This is a genomic window from Dehalococcoides sp. THU4 (assembly GCF_043231265.1).
Lineage (GTDB): Bacteria > Chloroflexota > Dehalococcoidia > Dehalococcoidales > Dehalococcoidaceae > Dehalococcoides > Dehalococcoides mccartyi.
In genome coordinates this window covers 326,495-348,770 of record NZ_CP171266.1, presented here as the reverse complement: position 1 = coordinate 348,770, position 22,276 = coordinate 326,495, and the positions used below count along the sequence as shown (strand labels likewise).

General features: G+C 49.9%; 24 protein-coding genes, 3 tRNA genes, 1 other RNA gene, 1 pseudogene, 1 riboswitch and 1 other annotated feature. Of the genes and pseudogenes, 11 read left to right on the top strand and 18 right to left on the bottom strand.

Annotation, left to right across the window (positions count from 1 at the left end; translation table 11 throughout):
* The first annotated feature begins 320 nt into the window (after positions 1-320).
* The 5 genes and pseudogenes from ACE6F3_RS01905 to ACE6F3_RS01885 all read left to right on the top strand — a co-directional run.
* The gene (locus ACE6F3_RS01905) at positions 321-1,034 is read left to right on the top strand and encodes a hypothetical protein (RefSeq protein WP_023652788.1); all 714 of its coding nucleotides are present in this window, start codon (positions 321-323) and stop codon (positions 1,032-1,034) included.
* Positions 1,021-1,644 (top strand): ParB N-terminal domain-containing protein, encoded by a 624-nt coding sequence (locus tag ACE6F3_RS01900; protein WP_023652787.1) that lies wholly within the window; start codon positions 1,021-1,023, stop codon positions 1,642-1,644. Before ACE6F3_RS01905 ends, ACE6F3_RS01900 begins: the two co-directional genes overlap by 14 nt.
* Before the next feature lie 4 nt (positions 1,645-1,648).
* Positions 1,649-1,843, top strand: coding sequence for a hypothetical protein (locus ACE6F3_RS01895; protein ID WP_023652786.1), 195 nt, complete (start codon positions 1,649-1,651; stop codon positions 1,841-1,843).
* Between the two features lie 17 nt (positions 1,844-1,860).
* Positions 1,861-2,088 (top strand): hypothetical protein, encoded by a 228-nt coding sequence (locus tag ACE6F3_RS01890; RefSeq protein WP_023652785.1) that lies wholly within the window; start codon positions 1,861-1,863, stop codon positions 2,086-2,088.
* Positions 2,075-3,163: pseudogene (locus ACE6F3_RS01885) on the top strand (recombinase family protein); the annotation flags it as partial. The gene ACE6F3_RS01890 and the pseudogene ACE6F3_RS01885, both read left to right, overlap by 14 nt.
* Positions 3,164-3,662: 499 nt before the next feature.
* Here ACE6F3_RS01885 and ssrA read toward each other — a convergent pair.
* Positions 3,663-4,015, bottom strand: a transfer-messenger RNA (tmRNA) gene (gene ssrA / locus ACE6F3_RS01880).
* A gap of 10 nt (positions 4,016-4,025) precedes the next feature.
* Positions 4,026-4,490, bottom strand: a complete 465-nt coding sequence (smpB, locus tag ACE6F3_RS01875; protein ID WP_324664798.1) for an SsrA-binding protein SmpB — start codon at positions 4,488-4,490, stop codon at positions 4,026-4,028.
* A 127-nt stretch (positions 4,491-4,617) separates the two neighbouring features.
* Here smpB and ACE6F3_RS01870 point away from each other — a divergent pair, with 127 nt between their 5' ends.
* The 4 genes from ACE6F3_RS01870 to ACE6F3_RS01855 are packed head-to-tail and all read left to right on the top strand — an operon-like array spanning position 4,618 to position 8,513.
* Complete coding sequence (locus ACE6F3_RS01870; RefSeq protein WP_305757392.1) at positions 4,618-5,043, top strand: Fur family transcriptional regulator; 426 nt, start codon at positions 4,618-4,620, stop codon at positions 5,041-5,043.
* Positions 5,044-5,083: 40 nt separating this feature from the next.
* Complete coding sequence (locus ACE6F3_RS01865) at positions 5,084-5,329, top strand: FeoA family protein (RefSeq protein ID WP_023652781.1); 246 nt, start codon at positions 5,084-5,086, stop codon at positions 5,327-5,329.
* Positions 5,326-7,056: a ferrous iron transporter B gene (locus ACE6F3_RS01860; RefSeq protein ID WP_324664795.1), complete on the top strand. Its 1,731-nt coding sequence runs from the start codon at positions 5,326-5,328 to the stop codon at positions 7,054-7,056. The genes ACE6F3_RS01865 and ACE6F3_RS01860 overlap by 4 nt, the downstream gene beginning before the upstream one ends.
* A 59-nt stretch (positions 7,057-7,115) precedes the next feature.
* Positions 7,116-8,513: an MFS transporter gene (locus ACE6F3_RS01855; RefSeq protein ID WP_324664793.1), complete on the top strand. Its 1,398-nt coding sequence runs from the start codon at positions 7,116-7,118 to the stop codon at positions 8,511-8,513.
* A 54-nt stretch (positions 8,514-8,567) separates the two neighbouring features.
* Here ACE6F3_RS01855 and ACE6F3_RS01850 read toward each other — a convergent pair whose 3' ends face one another.
* Positions 8,568-9,086, bottom strand: coding sequence for a GyrI-like domain-containing protein (locus ACE6F3_RS01850; RefSeq protein ID WP_324664791.1), 519 nt, complete (start codon positions 9,084-9,086; stop codon positions 8,568-8,570).
* A 122-nt stretch (positions 9,087-9,208) separates the two neighbouring features.
* Here ACE6F3_RS01850 and ACE6F3_RS01845 point away from each other — a divergent pair, with 122 nt between their 5' ends.
* Positions 9,209-9,985 (top strand): winged helix-turn-helix transcriptional regulator, encoded by a 777-nt coding sequence (locus ACE6F3_RS01845; RefSeq protein ID WP_041343158.1) that lies wholly within the window; start codon positions 9,209-9,211, stop codon positions 9,983-9,985.
* 83 nt (positions 9,986-10,068) lie between these two features.
* Here the strand turns inward: ACE6F3_RS01845 and ACE6F3_RS01840 are convergent, their stop codons facing one another.
* The 3 genes from ACE6F3_RS01840 to ACE6F3_RS01830 all read right to left on the bottom strand — a co-directional run bounded on the left by ACE6F3_RS01840 (position 10,069) and on the right by ACE6F3_RS01830 (position 11,614).
* Positions 10,069-10,419, bottom strand: coding sequence for a DUF190 domain-containing protein (locus tag ACE6F3_RS01840; protein WP_041343155.1), 351 nt, complete (start codon positions 10,417-10,419; stop codon positions 10,069-10,071).
* 1 nt (position 10,420) lies between these two features.
* On the bottom strand, positions 10,421-10,807 hold the full coding sequence (crcB, locus tag ACE6F3_RS01835; protein WP_096476951.1) for a fluoride efflux transporter CrcB: 387 nt from the start codon (positions 10,805-10,807) through the stop codon (positions 10,421-10,423).
* Between the two features lie 124 nt (positions 10,808-10,931).
* Positions 10,932-10,994, bottom strand: a riboswitch (Fluoride riboswitch).
* A 164-nt stretch (positions 10,995-11,158) separates the two neighbouring features.
* Positions 11,159-11,614 carry a BlaI/MecI/CopY family transcriptional regulator gene (locus ACE6F3_RS01830; RefSeq protein WP_324664789.1) on the bottom strand — a complete coding sequence of 152 codons (456 nt, stop codon included), beginning with the start codon at positions 11,612-11,614 and terminating at the stop codon, positions 11,159-11,161.
* A gap of 265 nt (positions 11,615-11,879) precedes the next feature.
* Between ACE6F3_RS01830 and ACE6F3_RS01825 the strand changes: the two genes are divergently transcribed.
* A complete protein-coding gene (locus ACE6F3_RS01825) occupies positions 11,880-12,701 on the top strand; it encodes a class I SAM-dependent methyltransferase (RefSeq protein WP_324664787.1) in 822 nt (273 codons plus the stop codon).
* 259 nt (positions 12,702-12,960) lie between these two features.
* Here the strand turns inward: ACE6F3_RS01825 and thyX are convergent, their stop codons facing one another.
* From thyX to ACE6F3_RS01765, 12 genes are all read right to left on the bottom strand, one after another.
* Positions 12,961-13,548, bottom strand: coding sequence for an FAD-dependent thymidylate synthase (gene thyX, locus ACE6F3_RS01820; protein WP_324664785.1), 588 nt, complete (start codon positions 13,546-13,548; stop codon positions 12,961-12,963).
* 246 nt (positions 13,549-13,794) lie between these two features.
* Positions 13,795-14,562 (bottom strand): tryptophan synthase subunit alpha, encoded by a 768-nt coding sequence (gene trpA, locus ACE6F3_RS01815; RefSeq protein ID WP_324664783.1) that lies wholly within the window; start codon positions 14,560-14,562, stop codon positions 13,795-13,797.
* A complete protein-coding gene (trpB, locus tag ACE6F3_RS01810; protein ID WP_324664781.1) occupies positions 14,559-15,758 on the bottom strand; it encodes a tryptophan synthase subunit beta in 1,200 nt (399 codons plus the stop codon). The genes trpA and trpB overlap by 4 nt, the downstream gene beginning before the upstream one ends.
* A complete protein-coding gene (aroF, locus tag ACE6F3_RS01805) occupies positions 15,746-16,768 on the bottom strand; it encodes a 3-deoxy-7-phosphoheptulonate synthase (RefSeq protein WP_324664779.1) in 1,023 nt (340 codons plus the stop codon). Before aroF ends, trpB begins: the two co-directional genes overlap by 13 nt.
* Positions 16,762-17,421: a phosphoribosylanthranilate isomerase gene (locus tag ACE6F3_RS01800; RefSeq protein ID WP_324664776.1), complete on the bottom strand. Its 660-nt coding sequence runs from the start codon at positions 17,419-17,421 to the stop codon at positions 16,762-16,764. Before ACE6F3_RS01800 ends, aroF begins: the two co-directional genes overlap by 7 nt.
* Positions 17,418-18,197, bottom strand: coding sequence for an indole-3-glycerol phosphate synthase TrpC (gene trpC, locus ACE6F3_RS01795; protein WP_324664774.1), 780 nt, complete (start codon positions 18,195-18,197; stop codon positions 17,418-17,420). The genes ACE6F3_RS01800 and trpC overlap by 4 nt, the downstream gene beginning before the upstream one ends.
* Before the next feature lie 4 nt (positions 18,198-18,201).
* Positions 18,202-19,227: an anthranilate phosphoribosyltransferase gene (trpD, locus tag ACE6F3_RS01790; RefSeq protein WP_041343127.1), complete on the bottom strand. Its 1,026-nt coding sequence runs from the start codon at positions 19,225-19,227 to the stop codon at positions 18,202-18,204.
* Positions 19,220-19,822 (bottom strand): aminodeoxychorismate/anthranilate synthase component II, encoded by a 603-nt coding sequence (locus ACE6F3_RS01785; RefSeq protein WP_324664772.1) that lies wholly within the window; start codon positions 19,820-19,822, stop codon positions 19,220-19,222. Before ACE6F3_RS01785 ends, trpD begins: the two co-directional genes overlap by 8 nt.
* A complete protein-coding gene (trpE, locus tag ACE6F3_RS01780; RefSeq protein WP_324664770.1) occupies positions 19,806-21,263 on the bottom strand; it encodes an anthranilate synthase component I in 1,458 nt (485 codons plus the stop codon). The genes ACE6F3_RS01785 and trpE overlap by 17 nt, the downstream gene beginning before the upstream one ends.
* 38 nt (positions 21,264-21,301) lie before the next feature.
* Positions 21,302-21,569: a binding site (T-box leader), on the bottom strand.
* 438 nt (positions 21,570-22,007) lie between these two features.
* A tRNA-Val gene (locus ACE6F3_RS01775) sits at positions 22,008-22,084 on the bottom strand.
* A 10-nt stretch (positions 22,085-22,094) separates the two neighbouring features.
* Positions 22,095-22,172: transfer RNA gene (locus ACE6F3_RS01770), tRNA-Arg, on the bottom strand.
* A 5-nt stretch (positions 22,173-22,177) separates the two neighbouring features.
* Positions 22,178-22,264, bottom strand: a tRNA-Leu gene (locus ACE6F3_RS01765).
* Positions 22,265-22,276 lie beyond the last annotated feature (12 nt).

The following is a 22,276-nucleotide window of genomic DNA, read 5'->3' as shown; positions in this document are numbered from 1 at the left end:
TATGACGCAATTACATCTCATGAATTATAGGACATACTGTTATTGATGCCAAAAGGTATTGGCAAAATTATATCACAGGAAAGGAATGCGAAAATGAAGACTTTAGCTCAATTATTGGGTGAGCTGTACCAGTTGGATATTGGGGCTGATGAAATCTTGCTGGGTGATTCTCTTTACCAGGCTATTGTATCCTAAGCCAGAGGAATTGCACGGCGCAGAGAAGAGGAAGAAACTTATGACCTGGAAAATGATGATGAATAGAGAGATAGATAATTTAGGAAATCAAATGGTTTTGGGATCTTAAGGTAAGGAAGGTTTTTATGGATGTAAATTGCGCCGCGGGTGTGATGAGTAGCATGGTATCCTGCCGGGATACAGGAGCGGGTTTAAATCCCAGCGCGGCGCTCCATAACCTCTTGGTTTGCCCAATTCCCCGTAAAGCGGCTGCCCGGATTCTGGAACGGGAGCACTATCTGCATTCATTTCCGGCAGGCACGATGCTTTGTTTTGGGGTTATGTTGGATAACCGGCTGACCGGTGCCATTACCCTGGGTGCCGGTCCAGCCTTGGCTTACCGACTGGTGGATGGGGCAGAGCCTCAGGATTGTTTAACCCTTACCAGATTTTGGTTATCAGATGATTTACCTAAAAACGCTGAATCAAGGGTTTTAGGGGTGATATTCAGGTACTTAAAACGTCATACAGATTTAAAGTTTCTGATATCCTACAGCGATCCATCGGCAGGGCATCTGGGAATTATCTATCAGGCTACCGGCTGGCTTTATACCGGACTATCATCGGCGATGCCTTTGTATGATTTGGGAGATGGCCGACTCAGGCACGGACGCTCTTTAAATAATTTTCTGGGCAGCCGTGATCAGGGTTACCTGAAAAAACAGGGGATAAAAATTAATGCGATTAAACAATCTGCCAAGCACAGATATTTATATTTTCTGGATCCGAAATGGCGGGGATACCTGAAATCTGCGGTATTACCCTACCCTATCAAGGAGGGGAATAATGGAAATAACTAATTTGCCCTTGGGGATTCTCAGGGAAGCAGTCTGGAACCCGAACCAACTGGATGAGAAGACACTTGGGAAATTGAAGCAGAGTATTAAAAGATATGGATTGGTTGAAAATCTGGTGGTCAGATCTAAAGATGGATATTTTGAAGTCTTATCCGGTAACCAGAGATTAAAGGTACTGGTTGAACTTAAGATACAAACTGTGCCTTGTATTGTACTTGAATTAAATGACTCTGAAGCTAAACTGTTGGCTCAGGCTCTAAATCATATCCACGGGGTGGATGACCTGGGGCTCAGAGCTCAACTTCTACGGGAAATTTTGTCCCAGATTAAACAGGAAGAAGTACTTTTGGTATTGCCTGAATCCTCGGATAATCTGACTTCTCTGGCTTCCATAGGCCAGGAAGAATTGAGTGTTCAGCTCCAAAACTGGCAGCAATCCAGACTTGCCAAATTGAGTCATCTCAATTTTCAATTGACAAGTGACCAGAAGAAAGTTGTAGAAAAAGCCATAACCCGTTTTATTCCCTTTGCCAGAGGTAATAAAAGTGATAATCCCACCTTAAGAGGACAGGCTTTGTATCTATTATGTCAATCGTATCTGGGTAAGGAGTAAAGATATGGCAGTTGAATCCATAAAATGCCCGGTCTGCAGTGAAACGCTGGAAGTGAAACTGGCCAGCGGCCGTAAATCCGGTAAACCTTTCATTATGTTTGTCTGCCCGAAAGATGGCAGGCATTTCAGGGGGTTTATTACTCAACAGGAATATGTGAGACAGGTAGTAGAAAAATCTGAAAGACTCTTCTGCAAATGAACTAGGAATTGTTAGAGATGTCTATACAGGAAGATGGCGGCAAGCTTGTATCTGAAGAGATAACTCAATCTGATAAATCGGATGAGTTGACACGTATACGTGCTGCGTATACACTAACCGCCACTTCTGAGGTTGAGGTAATGCAAAAGATGATGGTAGAACAGTTTCTGACAACTCTGGCAGAGGTGGCATTTTCAGTTTCTCAGCGTGAAGCTAACAGGGAAACAGGAAATGGCCGAAACTAAACGGGCGGTTGCCTATGTCCGGGTCTCTTCGGCTTCACAGGTTGAGGGTTACTCTCTGGATGCTCAGGAAAGACTCTTTACCGAGCTCTGCAAGAACCGGGGTTGGCAGGCTGTACGCATATATCGGGAAGAAGGCAAATCCGCCCATGTAGACAGTACTCATAAACGACCGGTCTTCAGGAAACTCCTTGAAGATGCAGCCAAAAATGAATTTGAGATTGTAGTTGTACATACACTTGACCGCTGGTCAAGGAATCTTACCGTTACTTTGGAATCATTAAAACTACTGGGCAGGTACGGGATAGGGCTGGTCTCTATTGTTGAAAATCTGGATTATTCTAAACCGGACGGTATCCTTTTCACCCAGATGCTGGGGGCATTTGCCCAGTATTTCAGTGAAGCTTTAAGTACCCATGTCAGAAAAGGACTTGACCAAAGAGCCAGGGAAGGCAAACACAATGGCTGTATCCCCTTCGGCTATGAATCCTGTTGGGAGATAGGCGACAAGGGAGAAAAGAAAAGGCGCTGCGAGAAGGAACACCCCGGAGGACTTCACATCCACTCAAGGGAAGGGCCAGCAGCAGCCGAGCTTTTCCGGCGCTATTCCTCCGGTACAACCACTCTCTCCCAACTGGCTATCTGGCTAAATGAACAGGGATTTCGTACCCACAACACCAAAAATCTACCTGATGCCAACGGAGAATTAGTCTCAGGGCCAAGACTATTTACCAGTTCCTCGGTCAGAAATATCCTGCATAACCCCTTCTATACCGGGCAGATAAACCACCGGGATGAAATCCTAGCCGGTGCCCATGAAGCCTTAATCAGCCGGGAATTATTTGATACTGTCCAACTGGCCTTAAGGAAGAATTCGGGCAGATCTGAAACCTTGACTACTTCACCTGGTAGAGAATACCTGCTTAAAGGATTGGTCAGATGTGCCTATTGTGGAATGCCTATGTGGGCTCAGACTTATAAAAGCGGAAACAGCTACTACCGGGAGCACAAAGCTTCAAGAAGCATACAGGAATGCCCCGGACATGGCGGTACTATAGCCTGCCATGTAATAGATAATCAGATAAGGGAACTTGTTTCCGCTATAGAGCTTGGTCCGGGCTGGCTTGAGGAAGTACTATCTATCATAAGCCTTAAGGATGAAGTGGAAAGGGTCAAAAAAGAAAAAGAGCAGGTAACCGGCAAACTCCACCGTATGGCCAAGACCTATATAGACGGTCTGATACCTGAGGAAGAATACTTAAGGCAGAAAAGACTTCTGGAACTCAGTCTGGAATCACTGGTAGTACCCGACTATGACGCATCCGAGCAGGCTGGGAAACTTATCCAGAATCTGCCTGTACTCTGGGGTAAGGCAAACCTTGCTGAACAGAGGAAGATACTCCTGACCATGCTGGACGGGGTGTATGTGGATGTGAAACAAAGCTGTTCGGTGATTGCAGTTAAGGTGAAGCCGCCCTTTAAACCCATTTTTCAGGTGGCGGTATCAAGGAAGGAATCCAAAATACGTATCTTAAACGAGCCTTTGGGTACTTCACCCGCCGGCTCGTCCGTGTTTCTGGTGGAGACGGGGGAGGGTCGAACTCCCCGTCCAGAAAAGGTGACCCAGGATCTACTACAGGATTAGCCGTCTATTTAATCTTGTCTGGCTAGCTTTTGCCGGCCTAATTTAGCCAAACCAGCCGATGTTTCTTTCGTTCCCCTCATCGGCGTTGGGGAAACGGCACCTCAACTAATCGGCACCCAAACCCGGCCCGTTGAGGTGGGGCCAGGCAGGATGTGCTGGTTTTATTTAGCCAGCAAGAACGAGTTCACGTTCGCCAGTTGTTTTTTGCCACCTGTTTAATGAGGTGGATGGCACCTCAGCCTGCAATCCAGTAGCCTACCTTCCCTGTCGAAACCACGCGTCCCCTAATATTGGTTTAACGGCGGAAATTGCGGTGTTTTATTTCCCGCTCCAGTTCACGCTCGGTATCCCGCTTGGTAATGGTATCCCGTTTGTCATACAGCTTTTTACCCCGCCCCAGTGACAGCTCTACCTTGGCAATGTCGTTTTTAAGGTAGATACGCACCGGTACCAGGGTCAGCCCTTTTTCCTTGACCTTTGACATAAGCAGGGCTATTTCTTTGCGGTGCATAAGCAGTTTGCGTTCCCGCAAAGGTTCATGGCTGGTATGTCCGCTGCATTGGTAAGCCGATATATGGGCATTTACCAGCCAGAGCTCACCCCCCTGAGGTTTGACGTATGCATCACCCATGTTTACCCTGCCGCCCCGGAGAGATTTTATCTCCGTGCCCAGCAGGACTATTCCGGCTTCATATTTTTCTTCCAGGAAATAGTTGTGAAATGCTTTGCGGTTAGTTGTCAGGGTTACGTACTCAGTCATATACATTATATCATACCCCAGACTGCTTGCCCCTTACAATTGCCTGCGGGAATGGTTTGACAAAGATAGCCGGCTGCCATATACTAATAACAGTAATCATTACTGATAAGAGAAAGGTGCCAGCAATATGGCTAACTCAGTAAATGAAAATATTCAGGCCGGAAGCCGCGCCAGCCGTCAGCGCCAGGCTGTGCTGGAGGTTTTGTCTAAAGCCAAGGGGCATATGTCCGCAGTAGATATATATCAGAAAGTGCAGAAAAAATTCCCCAAGGTGAGTTTGGGGACTATCTACCGAAACCTGAAAACCCTTAGAGAGGCCGGGATTATTGAGGAGATTCATCTGGATGAGCATACCCATTACTACGAAATAAAGACCGGCGGCGAGCACTACCATTTGCTATGTTTGGGTTGCGGCAAGGTGGTGGAGTTTAAGTATCCGCTGGAACACGTTTTGAGTAATGTGCCTGAAGCCAGTGGTTTTCGGGTTTTGAATACCGACCTGTGTTTCAGCGGGTATTGTGCTGACTGCTCTAAAATTCAGGACGCCCGTTAGTATTCGGTAAGTAAATTATTTTATATAGACAAGGATACATATGGCTCAGCAAATAGTTTCTCTGGCAAATTTGAAAAACGGCAGCCGTGCCCGGGTGTGCAGCATTGAAGGCGGCGCGGCGGTTAATAACCGCCTGGCGGCTTTGGGGCTTAGGCCGGGCAAGGAATTAACCAAAATAAGTGCCATGTCATTTAAAGGGCCGGTTACAGTAAAGGTTGACGGAACCCAGCTGGCTATGGGGCATGGCATGGCTTCCAAAGTAATGGTGGAAGTTGCCGGTATATGAAAAAAGTCTTGCTCTTCGGCAACCCCAATGTGGGTAAAAGTGTGGTCTTTACCCGCCTGACCGGCGTCCAAACCATGTCTGCCAATTATCCCGGTACGACTGTAACTTTCAGCCGCGGCCAGATGAAGCTGGGTGATGAAATTGCCGAGGTTATAGACGTACCCGGTTCTTATACCCTTGAACCCACCTGTGAAGCGGAAACGGTGGCCAGAAAAATGCTGGATGAAGTGGCGTCTGACAAAGAGGGTGAAGTAATTATCCTGAATGTGATAGATGCCACTAATCTGGAAAGAAACCTGTATCTTACCCAGCAGCTTCTGGAGAGGGGTTTGCCCACTGTTATAGCTATGAATATGTGGGACGAAACCCGCCACAAGGGCATAAAAATAGATTTGGATAAGCTTTCGGAAATACTGGGCGTGCCTATAGCCCCCACTTCCGCTACCAGCGGCGAGGGGATTAAACAGCTGGTGGTCCAGTTGCTTTCACCCAGAGTGCCGGTGCTGGCCGAACAGGGGCAGGACGAACGCTGGCAGCGTATCGGCGGTATTATCCGTGAGGTTCAGCAGATAACCCACCGTCACCATACCATTGGGGAGAGGCTGGCGGATGCCAGTGTCAGCCCGGTTTTGGGTGTCCTGATGGCGGTATTCATTATGGCGGCAGTTTTTCTGGTGGTGCGGTTTGTGGGCGAGGGGCTGATAGCCTATGTATTTGACCCCATTTTTAATAATCTGTGGGCGCCGGTAGTTCATTCTTTGTCAGATGCTTTGGGCGGCAGTGGTTTCCTGCATGGGCTGCTGGTGGGTGATGTAAGCGGCGGGGAAATAAACTTTAAGGAATCCCTGGGGCTGCTTACCAGCGGATTATACGTGCCGTTTGCCATGGTTTTGCCTTACATAGTAGCCTTTTACCTGGTCTTGGGCATACTGGAAGATACCGGCTACCTGCCCCGTCTGGCGGTGCTGCTGGATAACGTAATGCACCGGCTGGGGCTGCACGGGTTTGCCTTTATACCCACCCTGCTGGGATTAGGCTGTAACGTGCCGGCTATTATGGCTACCCGCAGTCTGGAAAGCAGACGCGAGCGTTTTATTGCGGCTACGCTGGTTTCGGTAGCTGTGCCCTGTGTTTCCCTGCAGGCTATGATAATAGGTATGCTGGGGGGATTCGGGATAGGGTATGTTTTTCTGGTTTTCGGTACCCTGTTTGCAGTCTGGCTGGGGCTGGGTATGATTCTGAACAAGATTACCCCCGGTTTCAGCCCGGAACTTTTGCTGGAAGTGCCTCCCTACCGCCTGCCCCCTGTCAATCTGGTGCTGAAAAAGCTGGCTTTCAGGATTAAAAGTTTTCTCAAGGAAGCTTTACCCATCATACTGGGGGTAGTGGCAGTTATAAATATTCTTAATTTCACCAAGGTATTTGACGTTATCGCCAAAGCGGCCGAGCCGGTGGTGACCGGTATTCTGGGTTTACCGGCTGATGCGGCTGTGCCTCTGGTGGTGGGTTTCCTGCGCAAAGATGCGGCTATGGCCCTTTTAGGGCCTTTGGATATGGGGCCTGAACAGCTGGTGGTGGCCAGTCTGGTGCTGGCCATGCTCTTCCCCTGTATAGCGTCTCTGGTAATACTCTTCCGTGAGCTGGGGCGGAAAGATGCCCTGAAATCAGTACTGGTTATGCTGGTGGCGGCTATCGGGGTGGGGGGACTTATGAATCTGGTTCTTTAAGAAAAACCGGGCGGATTTGATTTTGCGGTCAGAGTTATTTGGACTATAATAACTGGATTATGACCCAAGTGAATTCGCCCAAGAAACAGATAAGTCAGGAAGCCGTACTGATAGTTACCACTTTAAGCGCCTTCCTGACTCCTTTTATCTCTTCTTCTATCAATATCGCTTTGCCTTCCATAGGCGAAGAGTTCGGGATTGATGCCGTCCACCTCAGCTGGATAGCTACCGCCTTTATCATGGCGGCGGTGGTCTGCCTGGTGCCCTTCGGGCGGTTGGCGGATATCTACGGGCGCAAACGCATACTGACCATAGGTATTATTGTTTATACGCTGGCTTCTATCTCCTCGGCGTTGTCTACCAATGAGGCCTGGCTGATATTCAGCCGGGTTATTCAGGGTATAGGCGGTGCCGGTATATTCGGTACTTCCGCCCCTATTCTCATTTCGGCTTTCCCCCCCAGTATGCGGGGACGGGTGCTGGGGATAAATGTGGCGGCAGTTTATATAGGTTTGTCTGCCGGGCCTTTTCTGGGCGGCTTTCTTACCGAGCACTTCGGCTGGCGGAGTATTTTCTGGTCAAACGTGCCGCTGGGGCTGCTGGTTATGGGGTTTATTTTCTGGAAGATGCGCGGCTGGGATATGGCTGAGTGCTGCGGTGAGAAATTTGATTACTTCGGTTCGCTGGTATACGGGCTTGGAGTGGTAGCGGCTATGGCCGGTACTACTATTTTGCCTGACCCGTCTGCAATCTGGTATATACTGGTAGGGCTTATGGCTTTCAGCGTGTTTATCTGGAGGGAGCTTAATTTTGCCAGCCCTATTTTTGATATACGGGTGTTTAAAGGCAACCGCCCGTTTATTTTGTCCAATCTGGCCGCCCTGATAAATTACAGTGCCACTTTTGCAGTCGGTTTTTTGCTTAGTTTGTATTTGCAGTATATAAAGGGTTTCAGCCCCCAAACTGCCGGACTGGTACTGGTGGCTATGCCCTTTGTTCAGGCCTGCCTGTCACCTTTTGCCGGGCGGCTGTCAGACCGCATTCAACCGCGTTTTGTGGCTACAGCCGGCATGGGTTTGACGACTGTCGGTCTGGCCCTTCTGTCCACCCTGAGTACGGATACTTCGCTGGTATTTATAATAATATCCCTGGTGCTGCTGGGGATGGGCTTTGCCCTTTTTTCCTCGCCGAATACCAATGCGGTTATGAGTTCGGTTGAGCGCAAACATTACGGGGTGGCTTCGGGGACTCTTTCCACCATGCGTCTTTCCGGCCAGATGATAAGCCTGGCAGTGGTTATGTTCCTGTTTTCCCTGATACTGGGGCCGGTGAATATCGGCCCGGAGAACTATGAAGGCCTGCTGACCAGCACCCGCACCGCCATGATACTCTTTACCAGCATGTGTTTTATAGGTATATTTGCTTCCCTGTCCAGAGGGAGCAGCCGTAAAGTATAAACCTGCCCCTTCCGGCCGGATACCCTGTTTGATATGGCTTAAACCGGGTCTGCTTCAGGGGCGCTTTTTTATCTGGTAGCGGATAAGGGTTTTTAATACTTTGGCATCCGGTTTGGACTGGTATTCCTCTTCATGCGGGCCGGTTATCTCGTAACCGTTTTCGGCAATAAACTTGTGAAGACGTTCTACGGTTTCCATTTCCCGGTCATAAGACCCCAGATGAAGTATTTGAGCTACCGGGCCATATTCCCAGGTTTCCAGTTTTACTTCGGTGCCGGGCTCTTTTTGGGGCAGCGAAGTTGTATTTTCGGGTACCGGAATACCGGCAATAATAATCCATTCGCCCTTCGGGACTAAGTTGGCATCAGGGTAACGGGCGCGCGGGCAGCTTACCTTGAATGATTCCAAGCCCTTCTTCACAAGGTCAAATTTCAGGGTGTATACAGAGCCGAAAAGGGCGGGGAATACCTTGGAGAAAACCTGGTCGGGAGCACCCTTTCCTCTGACTACCGCCATCTTTTGGGCGGGCATATCCGTTATTACCGGGTCAGTCTTCAGTTTGCGCGGAGACATCCATACCTCCTTAGCCGGAATATTTGCAACAAGTATAGCATGCTTTTCCAGCCTGGTTGGGGTCTTGTTTTTGTAAACAGGAACATTGTAAGCAGATGGTTTAGCCGTTATAATAAGCCGGTATGGTAGAGATACTTCGGAATAAAAGTTTTGCCACCCGTTTCCAGATACTTATAGAGATAGCCACTCACGGGCCAACTATTCAGCAGAGGGCTATTGCTCAGGAGCTGTCTATTACCCCGCAGGCCGTTTCAGATTATATAAGTCAGCTGGAAGGCGAAAGCATGATTACCTATCTGGGGCGTTCCCGCTACCAGATAACCCGCGAAGGGGTAAACTGGGTGCTGAAGAATGTCCGCGAGGTAAAGGCCTATTTTGACGGAATAGACAGCGTTATAAACGGTATAGTGATATCCCCTGCCATTGCCGAAAAAAATATCAAAAAGGGCGAACAGGTAGGCCTGAAGATGATAAACGGCCTGCTGTATGCCACAGCTGATTGCCAGACCAGTTCCACCGGCATTGCGGAGGCTGATGCCAAAGCCGGTGAGGATGTGGGCGTTCATGATATACAGGGGTTGATTGAGTTTAAATACGGGCTGGTGACTATTCTGGTAGTGCCGGGTATTGCCAAGGGCGGTTCACGCCATATTGATTTGGCACTTTTAAAGACCAGACTCAAAGGGGTCAGCCATGTAGGGGCAGTTGGGCTTGAATCTGTGGCGGCGCTCCACAGGGCGGGTATAGAGCCGAATTACCTTTATGATGTTTCCGGGGTGGTTATAGATGCGGCTTTGCACGGGCTGTCTTCGGCGGTGGTCTGCACTGAAGAAGATGTGTATGCTTTGGTTTCCAGCCTTAAAGACCGCAGTATTGAATATTCACTGACCAGCCTTTAGGGCCTAAGTTTAGCATAAACGAAAACAGCTTCCCCAAAGAAGCTGTTTTTTATTTGACTCTCAGCAAGGGTTTTCAGGCGGGATTAGCCTGGGCTTTGCTGTCCGGCGGCGTATTTTAAAACCTTTACTTTTTCCAGTGTTATCAGGCCGTCTCCCATCATCTTCTCTACTTCGGGCAGAATGCGGTCAATATTTTCCTGCGAATCTACTGCCTCTACCACAATGGGCATATCCTGGCTGAGGCGGAGTATATGGGCTGTATGCAGGTGACTCCCCGCCCCGAAGCCCATGATGCCCCGGAGTACGGTAGTTCCGGCTATTTTCTCTTGCCGCAGCATCTCCACCAGCGCCTGATAGAGGGGCTTTCCCTGATATTTGTCCGACTCGCCTATGAATATCCTGATAAGGGCTGATTCGCCGTTAAGCTTGCGCATATTATGCACCTCCAAATAGCGTTCGTCCCAGTAAAATACCTAAAAATACCGCGATAATACCCGGTACAACGTTTGTAAGTATGTTTAAACCCGCCGTCAGCCAGGCCCCGTCTTCAATATATCCCAGTGTTTCATAACTGAAGGTGGAAAAGGTGGTGAAAGCCCCTAAAAACCCTATTGTTACTGCCAGCCGCAAGTTGCGCGGAAACAGGTCAGTATTCATGCTGGCCTGCATCACAAATCCCAGCAGAAAAGACCCCAGTATATTAACCACTAAAGTCCCGTAAGGGAAGGCGTCTCCGAATATCCTCTGGGCTAAGCCGGAAATGGAATACCGCCCCAGCGCCCCAAGTCCGCCGGCCACTGCAATATAGAGAATCTCCCGCACAGTCTAACCTCCTCACCAGACCTTTACATAGGGTCAGATTAACTTTTTGGCGGGTGCTGTCCGCCAAAACCTGGCTGATTTCCCGCGGCGAACACCGCCGGATAATAAAAAAGCCTCTACCGGAACTCCAGTAGAAGCTATCAGCCTTACGGCATTTTTTCAGGCGAGCTTCATCACCCTATTAAGTTTTGGTATACCATATCATATTCAGGTACTGGGATATTTTAGCAGAAGAAGCGGGTAAATTGAAATAGCCTGATTTAGGGGCGCTAAGTTCCGCCATCCCTCCGGCTAAAGACAATGACTGTCATAAGCGGAGGAATAACGGTGCTTTGTACGTAGAATTTGGGGTTATTCGTACTCTACGAAATAATTGGTCAGCTTAGTGTTTACCGAATTGAAGAGCTTGTCTGAGAGTTCCAGGTATTTATCTTTTTCCGCCTGGGTAAAGCAGTCAAAAATATCCCCGGTATATTCATTAAAAAGTTCGGGGTCATGTTTAGCGCGGTGCTCTGCGGTTATCTGGTAAACAGTCTTGCGGCCTATTTTCCGTTTTTCCAGATAGCCTTTATCTACCATGCGGTTCATAATCTGAAGCAGGGTATTCGGCTCTTTGATTATCAGGCGTGCCATGGTATCTACGTCAGCTTTGCCTAAATTTCTGAGCATATTTAAAATGGACATTTGCTCAAGGGTATATTCGGTATCATGGGCCATTCTTTTTTGCATATAACGCAAAATACCCAGATAGGTACAGCTGAAGTGGTGATAGAGTCTGTGATTAAGGTTTTCGAACATTTCTACCATTATGCTTTTTGTTTCTTTCTCCCATTAAATAAAACGTGCGGGTCATTATAACACATTGGGGCAAGTACTTTAAAAATAAGCCTGCCGGTTATAAATAAACGTAACGGCCTTGTACCGGGGTACTTATGCCGGTTTCGGGCAGATGGGCAGAGGAAGGTTTCCCTGAGGGCTTAGGAGTAATCCTGCTTGCTTGACAGGTGATGGTGTTTATTATATTCTAACGCAACCAGTTGCAATTGCTTAATATTGCATAAGAGATGGTGAAATGGACAGACCTGCATTTGATATTGACTGGGCGGGAGCCTGGGATGAGGCTAATGCCCGCAGGGGATTGAGGGTCAACCTTGGGCGGCAGGGTCATAGCCGCGAGGATTTCTGGCAGAAATACCAGACCTGGATGAGGCTGTATGTCAACCGCAACTATCCGGGTAAACTCCTTGAGAGGATTATCCAGCTTACCTGTGCGGGGGAAAGTCTGGCGGATATAGGGGCGGGTGCGGGTGCCTTCGCTATACCTCTGGCCCGGCAGGGTATCAGGGTGACTGCTATTGAGCCTTCCCCCGCACAGTCAGCTCTGCTTACGGCAGAGATAGAAAAAGAGTCTCTGGGGAATATCAGGGTAGTAAATCAGGAATGGGAAGCCCTGTCTCCTGAGGAAATAGGGCTGCATGACCACGTAATGGCGGTTTATTCACTGGAAATGGAAAATATCCGTCTGGCGCTGGAAAAGATGATAGCGGTTGCCGCTAAAAATGTGTTTATTGTCCACACTGCCGGCAATGACCTCCGCCCAGCTTTGAAAACTCTTTTCGGGCTGCAAGCCTCACCGGATTATATTTACCTGTACAACATACTCTACCAGATGGGTTTCAGCCCTGATGTAGAGGTGTTTTACCGTGATTACCAGATACCGCTGGATGTTCAGCTGGAAATGTTTGCCTACAATCCGGGGTTTAATCCGGATGAACTGGCGCGGCTGGAAAATTTTCTTAAGGACAGCGGCAAAACTGTAACTGAGGGCGGGCAGGTCTGGCTGAAACGCCAGAACCGGGATGCCCTTATAAGGCTTAAGAAGACTACCCTGTAACTTTGTATTAGTTGCAAACAGGTAGCCCTGTAGGCGGGTTACAGACCTTCTGGAAGTACCTCTAAAGAGAGGCCAGACCAGTAAACAAGACCAAAAACAGAAACTGGTTTTTAAATATCAGAGCCAAAGCATTCGTGCTGACTTTGCCTGCCGCTTTGCCGCGGGGAAGAAGCACCACTGCTTAGCGAGATAGCCCAAAACTGCCTCTCTGGCTGATGTCTAAGCCGAATCACACCGGAGATAATGCTAAAGCTGTGTTTTAAAGGTCTCCGAATATCTTGGGGGCTTTTGTTTTTAGTATTTCTTTAATCCGGCCGGCTACAGCCCGCATTTCCGGTTGGGCAGACGGGGCGGTACGCAGTTTTAAAATATGCCGCAGCTCGCGGAAATTCCAGGTGCAGATAATCTCGGTAGTGCAGGCATTGGGCAGTACGTAACGGGCAATTTCTGCTTTTATGCCTGCCTCAAGCAGTTTGCGGTATGAATCCCAGGCATTTGCCATGGCCTCTTTAAATAATTCCAGTTTGGCGTCGTTTCCTTCGGCTATTTCTGGCGGGGTGATAAACTCGGCCTGATTTTCCTTTACGTAACGCTGGCTCCTCTGGGAGTAACTGCCGATACGGTGTCTGACCAGTTCGTGGGTAACCACCCGTGATGCCTTTATATAAAAAGTGGCGGACACATGTTCAATCAGGCTTTCATGCCCCTGCTTGATGCGGGTTTGCAGCCAGTCCTGACTGCTGCCCTGTTTACTGCCGCTGGCATAACACAGCCGCCCGGCCTGTTCGGCCAGATTTTCGGCATCCGGGGTAATAGCCAGCAGTTTTACTTCTACATTGTATTCCATAAGAGGCGTCTCCTTATGCCGAAAGGATACCAATTCGGGAGTATTTTCACAAGCGGAAATATCTGCGGCGTAGTATACGGGGGCAAGCGTTTTCTCCAAGCCCTATTTCGGCTGAAACCAAGAATACTACGGGGGGATTTAGGCACAGTATATTTATCAGCCTGAGGGATGATGCACCATATTACTAAACCAAACGGGGAGAAATTTCTCCCCGTTTTCTGTTAACTTTTTCTCCGGTTTGGCAGTTTAGTCAAGTGCCTTTCTTAGCTGCCTGACAAAGCCGCTTACCTTTTCAAGTGAAGGGTCTGCCTGTACCAGCTGGATAATGCGGCTGCCTACTATTATCCCGTCAGCATATTTTGAGATATCGGCGGCCTGTTCGGGGGTGGAAATGCCGAAACCCACTGCCAGAGGCTGGCGGGCGGCCTTCCTGACCCTGCTTACGAAACTGCCGAGGTCAGCCGGAAGGTTTCTCGTTGCCCCGGTAACGCCTGAGTGGGAAACAAGGTAGATAAACCCCCCTGATTTGGCGGCTACCAGTTTAATCCGTTCGTCTGTGCTGGTGGGGGCTAACAGGAAGATTATATCCAGCCCGGCTTCTTTGGCGGCTGCTTCTATATCTTCGGCCTCACCCGGCGGCAGGTCAGGAATAATAAGGCCGCTTATACCGGCGGCGGCCGCTTTATTGCAGAATTCGCTCAGCCCGTAATTGTAAACGGGGTTGTAATACCCCATAAACACCATGGGTATAGAGGTTTTTTCTTTTAAACGGGCGGCAACTGATAAACAGACTTCAGGGGTTACCCCGTTCTGAAGTGCCTGGTAGCTGGCGTTCTGAATAGTGACCCCGTCTGCCAAGGGGTCTGAAAAAGGAATGCCCAGCTCTATAATATCCACCCCGTTTGCTTCCAGCATAGGCACCAGTTTCAAGGTGGTCTCAATATCCGGATAGCCGACTGTTATGTAAGCTATAAGTGGTTTGCGTTTGCAAAATGCGTCACTGATGCGGCTCATAGGTTCACCCCCATTGCTTTCTGGACAATATCCATATCTTTATCTCCCCTGCCGGACAGGTTTATGACTATATTTTTATCTTTGGGCATATTACCCGCTATTTTCAGGGCGTGGGCAATGGCGTGGGATGATTCCAGAGCGGGTACAATCCCTTCCAGTGAACAAAGGAGTTTAAAACCGTTCAGGGCTTCGTCATCTGTTACCGAAACATATTCCACCCGTTTGCTGTCTTTCAGATGGCTGTGCTCCGGGCCTACGCCGGGGTAATCCAGTCCTGCCGAAATGCTGTGGGTTTCAATCACCTGCCCATGCTCATCCTGAAGCAGGTAGGACATGGCTCCGTGAAGTATGCCCACTTTGCCGGCACTCAGGGTAGCCGAATGTTTGTCGGTGCTTATGCCGCTGCCGGCGGCTTCCACCCCTATAAGGCGTACGCTTTGGTCAGGTATGAAATCATAAAAAATGCCCATGGCATTGCTGCCGCCGCCTACGCAGGCCACTATACAGTCCGGCAGTCCCCCCAGCTGTTTTAGTGACTGGTCTTTGGTTTCCTGCCCGATAACGGCCTGAAAATCCCGTACCATGGCCGGGTAAGGGCGCGGCCCGACTACCGAGCCGATTATGTAATAAGTGGTTTCCGGGTTGCTTACCCAGTCACGCATGGCTTCGTTGATGGCGTCTTTCAGGGTGCGGCTGCCCGAAGAAACGCTCCTGACTTCCGTTCCCATCAGCTTCATGCGAAACACATTTAAGGCCTGGCGTTTGATATCATCTTCGCCCATGTAGACAATACATTCCAGCCCCAGCATAGCGCAGACAGCCGCAGTGGCTACCCCGTGCTGCCCCGCCCCGGTTTCGGCAATAACCCTTTTTTTGCCCATATGCTGTGCCAGCAGACCCTGCCCCAGGGCATTATTGATTTTGTGGGCGCCGGTATGGGCCAGGTCTTCCCGTTTGAGGTAAATACGGGCACCTCCCAGATATTCGGTCAGCCTTTCGGCCGCATACAGCGGGGTGGGACGCCCCGAAAAGGTGTTTGAAAGGTATTTCAGGCGTGACTGAAAGGCCTCATCTGTTTTGGCTTTTTCGTAAGCCTGTTCCAGTTCGTTCAGGACGGGTACCAGTATTTCAGGCACGAACTGGCCGCCGTACTTGCCGAAATACCCCGGTTTGCAGTTGCTGTTTACTTCAGGCATTTTTCTACTCCCAGCATATTTAAATATTCCACTTCTTTTGCCAGCCGGCTGAACTGTTCCGGATATAAAGACTGCGCCCCGTCTGACAGAGCGGCAGCGGGGTCTGAATGGACTTCCACTATCAGCCCGTCTGCCCCGGCCGCAATGGCGGCTCTGGACAGGGGGATAACGTAATCACGGCGTCCGGCCGCATGGCTGGGGTCTACTATGATAGGCAGATGGCTTACAGCTTTGACGGACAGAATGGCACTCAGGTCCAGCGTAAAGCGGGTGTTGTCTGAAAAGGTGCGGATACCCCGTTCGCACAGGATTACCTGGGTGTTGCCTTCGGCCATAATGTATTCGGCGGCCATCAGCAGTTCTTCAATGGTGGCTGACAGCCCCCGCTTTAAGATAACCGGTGTTTTTGTCTGGCCTGCCCGCCGCAGCAACGAATAATTCTGCATATTGCGGGCACCTATCTGGATAATGTCTGTGCTGGCTTCAACCAGCTTCAGATTTTCAGAATCGGTAGCCTCGGTGACAATAAAGAGGCCGGTTTCAGAGCGTACTTTTTCCAGTATCTTGAGGCCGGCTTTACCCAAACCCTGAAAGCTGTAGGGTGAAGTGCGGGGCTTGAATGCCCCCCCTCTGAAGAGCTTGGCACCGCCCTCTTTTACCTGACGGGCTATGCGGAGGGTTTGTTCTTCGCTCTCCACCGAGCAAGGCCCGGCTATTATAACCGGTTTGCACCCGTTTCCTATTTCCACATCTCCCAGACGGATAACAGTGGGTTCGGGGCAGGTTTCCCGGCTGACCAGTTTATAGGGCTTGGTTACCCTGAGCACTTCCTTGACCCCTTCCAGTGCCAGAAAGGGGTTTTCCTCCACCATGCCCTGGTTGCCCACTATGCAGACGGCGGTGCGGTGGTCACCCGGTATGGGTATACCCCGGTAGCCTGAATTGGTAATCTCCTTCATAACATTAGCTATCTGTGCCTCTGTGGCGTCATTTTTCATTATTACTAACATATCCGCTTACCATCCGCATCCTTCACCCGTTTGATGAAAAGGTTTATTTTGGCTGTATCTTTTATCCCGTTTGTTTCCACCCCGCTGGCTACGTCTACTCCCCAGGGGGCGGCTATTTCCAGAAGCTCCTGTATGTTTTCGGGATTAAGCCCCCCGGCCACCATCACAGGGTATTTCTGTGAAACCTGTTTTACAATCTGCCAATCAAAACTCTGGCCGCTGCCGCCAAGCAATGTTTGGGTGCGTTTATCCAGCAGGAATACGGGCGGTTTATTCAGGGCTTTTAGCCCGTCCTGTATCTCCTGCATGACTATTTCGGCGGTAGTGCCTTCGGCAATATGGATTGCTTTGATAAGCGGCAGCTTTACCCGGTTGCAGTATTCCCAGCTTTCGTCCCCGCTAAGCTGTACCATATCCAGGTGGCAGGTGGCGGCAATTTCATTTACCTCCTCCAGCGGCTGGTTGGCAAAGACACCCACCAGCAGAGGTCTGGGGTTAAGCGGTTTTAGGGCTTCGGCTATCTGCAAGGCTTTGTCAGGGGTGATACGCCGTTTGCTTTGGGCAAATACCACTCCGGCAAAATCAGCCCCTGTCCGGGCTGTGGCCAAGGCTTGTCCAACCTCTGTCAAACCGCAAATCTTGGTCTTTATCACAGCAGTTCCCTCATTTTGGCGGCAATATCAGCCGAGGCCGTCAGGGCTTCCCCTATAAGCACCGCATCTACCCCCAGCTCTGCCAGACGGGATATGTCCGCTCTGGTTTGGATGCCGCTTTCGCTGACAACTATACGCTCAGGCGGTATCAGGGGGCGGAGGGTTTCGGTTACGCTTAGGTCCACTTTAAATGTATGCAAATCACGGTTATTCAGGCCGATAATCCGGGCATTGCTCTTGAGGGCTATGTCCAGTTCCGGCCGGGTATGCACCTCTACCAGGCATTTCATGCCCAGTGTGTGGCTGAGTGAAAGCAGTTTCTCCAGTTTCTGGGGTGTAAGCATGGCCGCTATCAGCAAAACAGCATCCGCCCCGTACAGGCGGGCTTCATATACCTGATAGGGGTCATGGATAAAATCTTTCCGCAGCAAAGGCAGACTTGATGCCGCCCCGGACTCACGTATTAGTTTCAGATTATCAAGGCTGCCCTGAAAATGGTGTTCTTCGGTCAGTACCGAAATGGCGGCCGCCCCGTTTCGGGCATATATGCGGGCAATATCCACCGGGTCAAAGTCAGGCCGGATTATCCCTTTGGAGGGTGAGGCCTTTTTGACCTCGGCAATAAGCTTAATACCGTTGCCTTTCAGGCTTGCCGCCATGTCAAGGGGTGGACAGGGCATGTCCGCTACCAATGCCTGCAGTTTCAAAAGCGGCAGCTCTTCTTTCCTCCGCCTCAAATCAGGCAGGTTGCCGGATACTATACGTTCCAATATCACGGCTTTACCCGCCTGCCTGAGACTGGCTGAGTTTGATTAAAGATTCCAGTTTGGCCAGTGCCAGCCCGCTGTCAATCGTTTTAGCCGCCAGGCTGATACCTTCGTTAATGGTTTTAACCCGGTCTGCTACCATCAGGGCGGCGGCCGCATTCAGCAGGACTACATCTCTCTTAGGCCCTTTTTCGCCGGAAAGCACCGCACGCAGGGTAAGAGCGTTTTCCTGGGCTGAGCCGCCTTTAACCGACTCAAGGGGAGATGCTTTCAAGCCCATTTCCTCCGGTGAAAGTGCATGGCGGAATTTGATTATTTCGTTATCTTTCAGCTCCCATATGACTGAATCCCCGCTGATGGACATTTCGTCCATGCCGTCTAAGCCGTGTACCACCAGGGCATGCTTTATATCCATATGGGACAGGGCTGAAATAATCTTGTCACCCAGAGATATTTCAGGCACGCCGATAAGCTGGTACTGGGCGCAGGCCGGGTTGGTTAGCGGGCCTAAGATATTGAACACGGTGCGTATGCCTATTTCACGCCGGGAGGGGGCTACATATTTCATGGCCGGATGGAACACAGGTGCAAACATAAAGCCGATACCCGCCTGCTCTATACAGGTTTTTACCTGTTCGGCTGGCAGGTCTATTTTTATGCCCAGCGCTTCAAGTACATCAGCGCTGCCGCACATGCTGCTGGCCGCCCGGTTGCCGTGCTTGGCCACTTTTACCCCTGCACCGGATATAACAAAGGCGGCGGCGGTAGATATATTAAACGTGTTTATCCCGTCACCGCCGATACCCACTATGTCCAGCACCGGGGTGTCGGTGATTATCCGGGTAGACTTGGCCCGCATGACACTGGCCAGTCCGGCTATTTCTTCGGCAGTTTCCCCCTTGACCCGAAGGGCTGTCAGAAATGCCCCTATCTGGGCAGGGGTGGTTTTGCCCTCCATTATTTCGTCCATGACAGAGGCAGACTGTTCAATAGTAAGAGATTTGCCCAGAACTAAAGACCCGATTGCTTCTTTAATCATTTTTCCGCTCCTTTTTTGCTGATAAAGGTGCATAGTATTTTAGAAAATTAGCCAGAATCTCCTTGCCGCACTCGGTTTTAAATGATTCGGGATGAAACTGGATACCTTCAACAGGGTATTCCTTGTGCTTAAGCCCCATGATAGTGCCGTCATCTGTCCAGGCGGTTACCTCCAGACACTGTGGCAGAGTTGGCTTGTCTACTATCAGGGAGTGGTAACGTATGGCGGGAAACCCCTTGGGCAGGCCTTTGAAAATACCCCGGTTATCATGCTGTATAAGTGACTGTTTGCCGTGCATTATTTTGTCTGCCTGCCTGACAATCCCCCCGTATGTATGCCCGATGCACTGGTGCCCCAGACAGATGCCCAGGATAGGCAGTTCGGGGCCGAAGCGGCGGATAACCTCGTTAGACACGCCTGCCTGAAGGGGTGAAGACGGCCCGGGTGAAATTACGATGTATTCGGGACGCAGGGCGTCTATATCATCAGGGGTAATCTTGTCATTGCGGACTACCTTTACTTCCTGTCCCAGTTCTGAAAAATATTGGAAAAGGTTGTAGGTAAAGCTGTCGTAGTTATCAATTAGTAACAACATGCGGTTTCTCCGTTGCCATATTTTCTGCCCTGTCCAGGGCTTTCAGCAGGGCCTGAGCCTTGTTCAGTGTTTCCTGATATTCAGATTCGGGTACGCTGTCACTTACAATGCCGCAGCCTGCCTGCAAGTGGGCAACGCCGCCTTTGACAACCATGGTGCGTATGGCTATAGCCATGTCCATATTGCCCGAATAGGAAAAGTAACCCACAGCCCCGGCATAGATGCCCCGTTTCTCGGTTTCCATTTCGGCAATTATCTCCATCGCCCGTATTTTAGGCGCGCCGGAGACTGTGCCTGCCGGGAAGCAGGACTCCAATGCCTCAAACGGGGTGATATCCGCTTTCAGTTTGCCCTGCACATGGGAAACCAGATGCATTACGTGGGAATAGCGTTCCACATCCATTACGTCTGTTATGCGGACTGTGCCGGGCCTGCTTATGCGGCCGATATCGTTTCTGCCCAAATCTACCAGCATGATATGTTCGGCGCACTCCTTTTCGTCCTGGCGGAGCTCCTGTTCAAGACGGATATCTTCTGCCTGGGTTTTGCCCCGTTTTCTGGTGCCGGCCAGCGGGCGGGTCATAACCTCGCCGTCTTCCACCCGTACCAGTACCTCAGGTGATGCCCCTACTATCTGGAAATCACCGAAATCAAGGTAATACATGTATGGGGAAGGGTTTACTGAACGCAGGGCGCGGTAAATGTCAAAGGGGTGGGCCAAGGTGGGTCTGGACAGACGCTGTGACAAAACTACCTGAATGGCTTCGCCGGAGTTAAGGTAATCTCTTATTTTGGATACCCGGCTCTCAAAATCCGTTTGTTTGAAATTGGACTTTGTTTCAGGAACACCGGCGGGGGCGGGTTTTAACTCTGTTTTGGCAAGCGGCTGCCTGAGCTGGTTAATCAGCTTTTCTATATTTTGGATAGCTTTGTTATAAGAGGCTTCAATATCCTCTTCTGTATGGACATAGCTGAGTACCTTGATAGAGTGGCTGATATGGTCAAAAACCAGCATGGTATCTACCAGCATGAAGACCGCTTCAGGAAGGTTTAACGGGTCTGATGCGGGAGAGGGCAGCTCTTCAAAGCGGGTGACTGCCTCGTAGCCCAGAAAACCCACTGCCCCGCCGCAAAAACGCGGCAGCTCACCCACCTGTACCAAGCGGTATTTACCCAGTTCGTTTTCAACCTGCTTTAGAGGTGGAACGGTATCTGTCTGATAGGCGGTGATTACTTTGTAAGGGTTAGCGCCGATGAAACTGTACCGGGCTACCCTTTCGCCGCCTTCCACACTTTCCAGCAAAAAAGCATTTTGGCTGGTCTTGATTTTCAGAAAGGCGGAAACCGGGGTTTCAAGGTCGGCCACAATCTCACGGGAGATGGGTATCAGGTTACCCTGTGAAGCCAGTTTTTTTACTTCGGCTAAGGATGGATAATACATTTTAGGGTACCTCGCAAAAAAATAAATCCCTCGTCCTTTTTAGGGGCGAGGGATTAACCTTCGCGGTGCCACCCTAATTATCTCTGCAAAAAATGCAGAAACATCTTTTTTCGGGTGCGGCCCTGATTTCTCAAGGCGATACCCTAGGCTCTGATAACGGTGCCCTTCCGTCAAAACCTACTCAAGTTTCCTTTTTCGGCCTGCGACTCCTGAGTCCATTCAGTTCTTTGCGCTAGCACCGGCTCACACCTTGCCCGGCTCTCTGAGCTTCGCTTAAGACCTACTAATCTCATTCCCAGTCTGTAAAACAATATTACAATATAAAAAAAGTCTTTGTCAATGCCGGCTTATTTCAGATATTCAGCTTTTGTTTTTGCGGATATAAATCATCAAAGCTTTGGCGGATAGATTTAGAACATAGAGCAAGGAAATAGCTACCATTATGCCCAGTATGGCTAAGATAAAAGCCAGTAAATCCATAATAAAATTATCTCCTGTCTTTAGACGTATGTGTGTATTTGGGTAATATTATAACACAGCGTCCAAATGGCAGTATCTAAAACCAAACTGCCGGGAAGGCGGATTTCCGGGAATAGCGGGTGATAATTTACCATTCAGTTGCCTGGGTTGGTTGCTATAGTTATGTTTAGGTAGGTGTTATGATTTTTTGGGGAGGATTTAGTGCCGCCAATAAAAACAGCCCCCGTGAACCTAAATCATGGGGGCTGTTTTACGTTTAAAAAATGGTGGGCGGTATAGGATTCGAACCTATGACCCCCTGCGTGTAAAGCAGGTGCTCTAACCAGCTGAGCTAACCGCCCCAGAAATATATGGCGCGCTTGGTGGGACTCGAACCCACGGCCTCAGCCTTCGCAGGGCTGCGCTCTAATCCAACTGAGCTACAAGCGCCGGTATGGTGCCGAAGGAGAGATTTGAACTCTCACACCCATTACAGGTACTACGCCCTGAACGTAGCGCGTCTGCCGTTCCGCCACTTCGGCCTGTCAAGTCAC